This is a genomic window from Citrobacter freundii complex sp. 2024EL-00216, assembly GCF_043945515.1.
Taxonomy (GTDB): Bacteria; Pseudomonadota; Gammaproteobacteria; order Enterobacterales; family Enterobacteriaceae; genus Citrobacter; species Citrobacter portucalensis.
The window spans coordinates 1-4,829 of the sequence record NZ_JBIMRA010000047.1 but is presented as its reverse complement, the minus strand read 5'-3'; the positions used below and the strand labels follow the sequence as shown (position 1 = coordinate 4,829).

Sequence of the window (4,829 nt, the reverse complement as noted above, 5' to 3'; positions counted from 1 at the left end):
CCACCCTGCCCGTGGCCAATCAGGTGGTGGGGGTCGTCTGCTGGTTTATTGCAACATACGCAGGGTTGTGTTTTTACCCAGCGGGTGTAAGTCTCATTTATCCAGCGCCGTCGCTTTGGCCTGAGCATGAAAGATTCTGGAGATTCCGGATCAACAGAGAGCGTGAGGATCTTCTTCGCCTTCTCCTGCACGAGGCTGGTTGCAGAGGCGGAAGGCACAATGTCGCTTTCCCTCATGACCGAGCGGATCTTCTCATCCGGAAGGCGTAGCCCCTTGTGCGCAACGCTTTCCGGAATAACATCAGCCAGGTCGTTTCTGACCATCCACCAGCACAGTTCCGGAAGCGTCAGGATATGCGACTCGGGAAAACCAGAATCACGCAGAATGACTTCCAGAATCCAGGATACCAGGTTTCCTGCCGCTATACCTGCAAGCTGTTCGGTATGCTGCCCCGACAAAGTGTGATCGCAATGCCAGCACAGGCGAATACTTCCTGGTGGGTGCCGCATTGTTGTGAAGTTCTTGTCGTGCCACGTTGAATGTGGCCACTGGCATTCAAACCGATTACTCAACCATTGCTCAAGGGAAGGAAGCCCGCCGGCACGCTGAATAACCCGCTCATTCTCGAATACCTGCCGCATTACCGGATCATCAGCCAGCGGCTGAATGGCGGCGGGAACAGCTCCTGTACTGAATGACGCCATTTCTTCTGGTTCAGGCTCGAGCAGAACGCGACCGCGCATAAAGAGGTGCATCAGTTCCGCGCCGGGACGAAACAACACAATCCCTATCCGATGGGCGACTTCAGGAGTTAACAAAGCCCTCACGCCGCCTGCCCCCCTGCAATATGTTCAGCCCACAAACCACCAATCCAGCGTACTCCCTTGGCAGTGAAACGCGTCTGGCTGAATGCGTGATTGGATGTGCTCGATGTTCCCGTCTTAACTTCAAATCTTCCCGCGGAAATGTGTTGCGCCATGAGGGTAAGTGTGCCGCCGAGGCGATACAGGATATTGCGTTCAATAAGGAACAGACGAAACTCAGTTTCTTTTGCGTTAAGCAATTTGGCTACCTGCCGGAATGACATGGAGCCTTTTGCAGAGCAATAACGATCAACAAACTCCACTTTTGGCGCCGCGGCTGCCAGCTGGATCGTCAGTTGCTCTTTCTGCTCGGCTAAATCAGCAGCCAGGCGAAGCGCTTCCGGTAATGAGCGCGGAACACTGACACTCTGTCCTTCTTCCAGTTCCTGCCAGCGATCGACAACCGCGGCGGTAAATTCAGGTGATAATCTGGCAACAATCACCAGAGAGTCGCGTTTGTTAAAACGATACTCCTGGTACACATTACCGTTATGCTCAAAATCGAACTGCGCCAATGGCGCGGTTAAAATTCCCGCAGCAACAAGACGCTCAGCCGAGCGTTTCACGTCACTGTGTTTACTCTGAACCAGATCCGCAATATCACGGCTGGACATTGTTACTACACCATTCACGATTAACTGGCTCATACTTTTCTCCATATCAGGCGGCTGCACCCGCCGGTTCATATCTGCTGATCGTTATCTCTACCCGACCTTTCGGCACAACGGGTCCCCATTCCACCAGCATGCGCTTAATCTGGCTGTCGTCTTCCCAGACACCCGCATGTGTCAGCGCGTCAAACAGGGCTTTGTTGTAATTATCGATATCCCGACGGCGCGCATCCGGCGGGTACAGAGTGATTTCTACCGCTGCCAGTTCAGTCGATGGCTTCGGGAGACGTCGTAATTGCTCAATGATCGCCACGCAGGCAGCGCTCTGGTATTTACGACCATCAGCGCTAATGAGGTGACGACCGGCCAGCGGCCCCTTGTTAGGGGCGCGCCAGTAAGTATTCACGCTCGGAGGGAACGGGAGCACAAGTTTCATGCCACCTCCTGTTGTTGCACTGCACACAGTTCCGGAAGATTTGCCTCCACCAGCGCCCTGGCGAACGGTGGTGGTACCGCATTACCGCAGCGGGCTACCTGCTTATCTTTTGCATAGCGATTTCCACGGTAGTCCTGATCAATAACGTATCCATCCGGGAAGCCCTGCGCTTTGTAGAGTTCATGCGGCTGCAACATGCGCATTCCGATATCAACGATCTGGTATTTAACCCCATCGATCGTTACCAGCCATTCATCGTCACTTTCCCCGCAATACGTCTCAAGAAATGTGCGTACCTCACCCACGTGTTGGCCACCAGCGGTGATTGTTGGCATGGGCACATCAAGGCGTTGCCCGTCGCGGCATGTTCCACGCAGTTTCACCAGATGAGAGGCAACTACCGCATGATGGTCGACAGTGGTCACTGAGTGCGCGGGTTCATCCATACTGACACCCGGCCCCGTATAGTTACCGCCGTAGTGTTTAGCCAGGAACGCGCTCACCGTCGCGAATTTATTTCCACCTGCAGTAACGGTCCCCAGCGGGTTATCCAGCCGCAGCACACGCGGTTCTTGTCCAGGTCGTTCGCCATAACCCATCTGGATCAGCGTAGGCGTTACCAGTTGAGACTTGCCGCCACCGCCAGCGGTGATGGTTGCGCTCGGTTCGTCTGCCCGGTGGCCGACGCTGGCCCCAAACTGGCGGGCTATCACTGGCGCAACAAGACAGGCGCGGGATTGCTTCAGAATGGTGTGAGCGGGTTTATCCAGCGGGCGCGGCTTAGCCTGGTATTCACTACCACCATTACCCGACAGGAAGGGTGTCAGTGCAGCCTCAACGATCCCGAGTGCATGCCCATTACCGCCCGGGCGTTTTGATGTGCCAGCGGTTACTGTCGGGACAGGTTCGGTAACGGGCTGCCCGGTGGCACCAGTGCGGAATTTTGTCAGGTGTGGAACGGCTAACGCGTAACCGTGGGTTTTCGTAATGGTCTGCAGAGGCTCTCTCAGCGCCTGCCCACGGAAACAGTCGTATTTCCCTTTGGTCGTCGTGTGGTTGCACTTAACGATGAACGGCGACGCGCTATCGATAACAAAGCGCTGTATGCCGCGTGCGATCCGCTTAAGTGTGTTCTCCGCCAGCGGTTTTTTGCGGTCGAAGATGGACAGGGCCGGAACATTCCAGTCGATGCATTCCGCTGCAGTACGCCATGGCATCAGCCTGCCGCTCTGCACCTCCAGAGACTTAGGATCCCCATGGGTAACAGCAGGCCACTGGATTGGGCAACCATCGCAGCGCATAACCATGAAGAAGCGTTTGCGGATCGTCGGTGCGCCGTAATCACACGCGCGCAGCTCTCGATAATCAACATCATAGCCAAGCCCATCCACCAGCTGTTGCGCCTGCTCGCTACCTCTTTCAATAGACAGAAACTCACAAACCTCTGACAGTGCCGGGTGGTCAGCAGGAATGCCAGTGGACAGCATGCCGACAAATGCATTGAATGTTTCGCCAGTGCGGGCAGGATCCGGACGCATTTCATCGGCCAGCAGCGGTCCCCACGTTTTGAACTCTTCCACGTTCTCCAGCATCATCACGCGCGGTCTCTTCGCCAGTGCCCAACGCAGAACAATCCAGGCCAGACCGCGTATCTCTTTTTTCACTGGCTTTGCGCCTTTTGCCTTCGAGAAGTGTCGGCAGTCCGGGCTAAACCATGCCAGGCCGACAGGATTACCGCCGGTGGCAGCTACCGGATCCACGTCAAAAACGGATTCACAATAATGCAGTGTGTCCGGGTGGTTCGTCTTATGCATCGCAATGGCGTTTTCGTCGTGGTTGATCGCAATATCCACGCTGCGCCCGATCGCCAGTTCAATACCCGTTGATGCGCCACCGCCACCAGCAAAGTTATCAACAATAATCTCACGCATGGGTTACCCCCTGCATGCTGCCGACAAGACCACGCGCAATTGTGATGATTTCGCTGGTGGCCGTTCGTTCCAGCCAGAGTTGATTGATGTTGGATTTCAGCTTGTTCTGCTGTGATTCATCCAGCATGTCAGCGCCGTCTACCTGGTCGAATACAATTCCAACCTCCAGCGGCCAGATACGGGACTCGGGAAGCGGATCCGATACTGGTTTAGCTTTCTCACGGATGTGCATGCGGATCTGGCGAATATTGGACCAACTTGAAACATCCAGGCTTCCCATAGCAGCAATGAAATCAGTACTGTTCATGCCATATTCACCAGATGCTTCAAGGGCAACAGTGCGAATACGTTCCGACATATCCAGGCGCGCAGCAGCGTCATCGAATTGAATCGACAAAAGCCACTCATCCACACCGAACAAAATACTCTCACGAATAAGCAGCTTCGCTTTGTCGATCGTTAATGGTGATACCTGAGTGAATTCCGGTGCTTCGACAGAATCCGCCGCCCAGGTATGCCCAAACTTCGATTCACTGAATGTGTATTCTTCTTTATCGCCGAACGCAGCTCTAACGCATGCCCACGCCTCGACACCGCTGATATCAAAAATATCTTTCTGGGTAAGTGGCAACTCTGCTTCTGGCTTGTCAGCTACAGATGGTGTGACAGTTGCAGGTTGAGACTTGCTGACAGCAAATTGCGCCAAAGTCATAAACGCCTGCCCTTTTGCCTCCAGTTCTGTACGGTCGATATAGCTGAACCGCTCACCACGCCATGACTTATCAAATACAGCTATGGCACCGGCAAAAAACGCGCTGGTGGGCTTCTGTTTTTCGTCAGCAGGTACAAACCACACAGGCAGATCGAACCCAATGCGCCCGCGAATGAATACAATGTGATCGGCATCTTCGGGCCACCACTTTTCACTCGGCGCGGCTTTTATCAGGAATACATAGCGACCGCCCTCCTCGCGCTGGGCTGCTGCGTA

Annotated in this window: 5 protein-coding genes; all 5 read right to left on the bottom strand. The window is 54.5% G+C overall.

Annotated elements, in window-relative coordinates:
- The coding region (locus ACHHZ7_RS25065) for a DUF968 domain-containing protein (RefSeq protein WP_395149229.1) at positions 1-827 on the bottom strand (827 nt) is incomplete at its 3' end.
- Positions 824-1,510, bottom strand: a complete 687-nt coding sequence (locus ACHHZ7_RS25060) for a phage antirepressor KilAC domain-containing protein (RefSeq protein ID WP_395149228.1) — start codon at positions 1,508-1,510, stop codon at positions 824-826. The genes ACHHZ7_RS25065 and ACHHZ7_RS25060, both read right to left, overlap by 4 nt.
- Before the next feature lie 13 nt (positions 1,511-1,523).
- On the bottom strand, positions 1,524-1,910 hold the full coding sequence (locus tag ACHHZ7_RS25055) for a RusA family crossover junction endodeoxyribonuclease (RefSeq protein ID WP_003034741.1): 387 nt from the start codon (positions 1,908-1,910) through the stop codon (positions 1,524-1,526).
- Positions 1,907-3,841: a DNA cytosine methyltransferase gene (locus ACHHZ7_RS25050; protein ID WP_395149227.1), complete on the bottom strand. Its 1,935-nt coding sequence runs from the start codon at positions 3,839-3,841 to the stop codon at positions 1,907-1,909. Before ACHHZ7_RS25050 ends, ACHHZ7_RS25055 begins: the two co-directional genes overlap by 4 nt.
- Positions 3,834-4,829 (bottom strand): DNA N-6-adenine-methyltransferase (locus tag ACHHZ7_RS25045; RefSeq protein ID WP_395149226.1); only part of this gene is annotated, 996 nt, incomplete at its 5' end. The genes ACHHZ7_RS25050 and ACHHZ7_RS25045, both read right to left, overlap by 8 nt.